Origin of the sequence: Chromohalobacter sp. HP20-39, from assembly GCF_033052815.1 — a bacterium.
In the GTDB taxonomy this organism is placed as follows: domain Bacteria; phylum Pseudomonadota; class Gammaproteobacteria; order Pseudomonadales; family Halomonadaceae; genus Chromohalobacter.
Map to the genome: position 1 here is coordinate 1 of NZ_JAWHTP010000230.1, position 399 is coordinate 399.

A 399-nucleotide genomic window follows, 5' to 3' on the forward strand; every position below is an offset into this window, starting at 1 on the left:
TGGTCGCCCACCAGCCGCTTGGCGGCAAAGCGGCCATCGTCTACCGCAGGGCTGACCTGCTCGATGGCAATGCGCGGCGCCGCGACTGCGGCATTGGCGGGATCTTTGGTAACACCGGACTTTGCACGTGCTCCCGCGCTGGACCTTGCCGGTGCGAGATACCGTACCGGCGCGCTGCGGAATACGCGCCAGACCTGTACGCCACCGGGCGGTAGACCGATCTCCGTCAGTGGCCGGGCGCTGGGGCGTAGTGCGTCGTCGCAACTGCCAGGGGGCTCGGTCAACTGGTCCAGCACCACGCCACGCGTAAAGCCACCAGCCACGCCAGGCAGCAAGCGGTCCGCATTGACCGACACTCCCAGTTGCAGGTCCGGATTGATGACGATGAGCGTGGCCGCA

1 protein-coding gene is annotated in these 399 nt (G+C 67.2%); it reads right to left on the reverse strand.

Annotated features, from left to right (window positions below; all coding sequences use genetic code 11):
- The coding region (locus tag RVY79_RS17770; protein ID WP_317465831.1) for a maltotransferase domain-containing protein at positions 1-399 on the reverse strand (399 nt) is incomplete at both ends.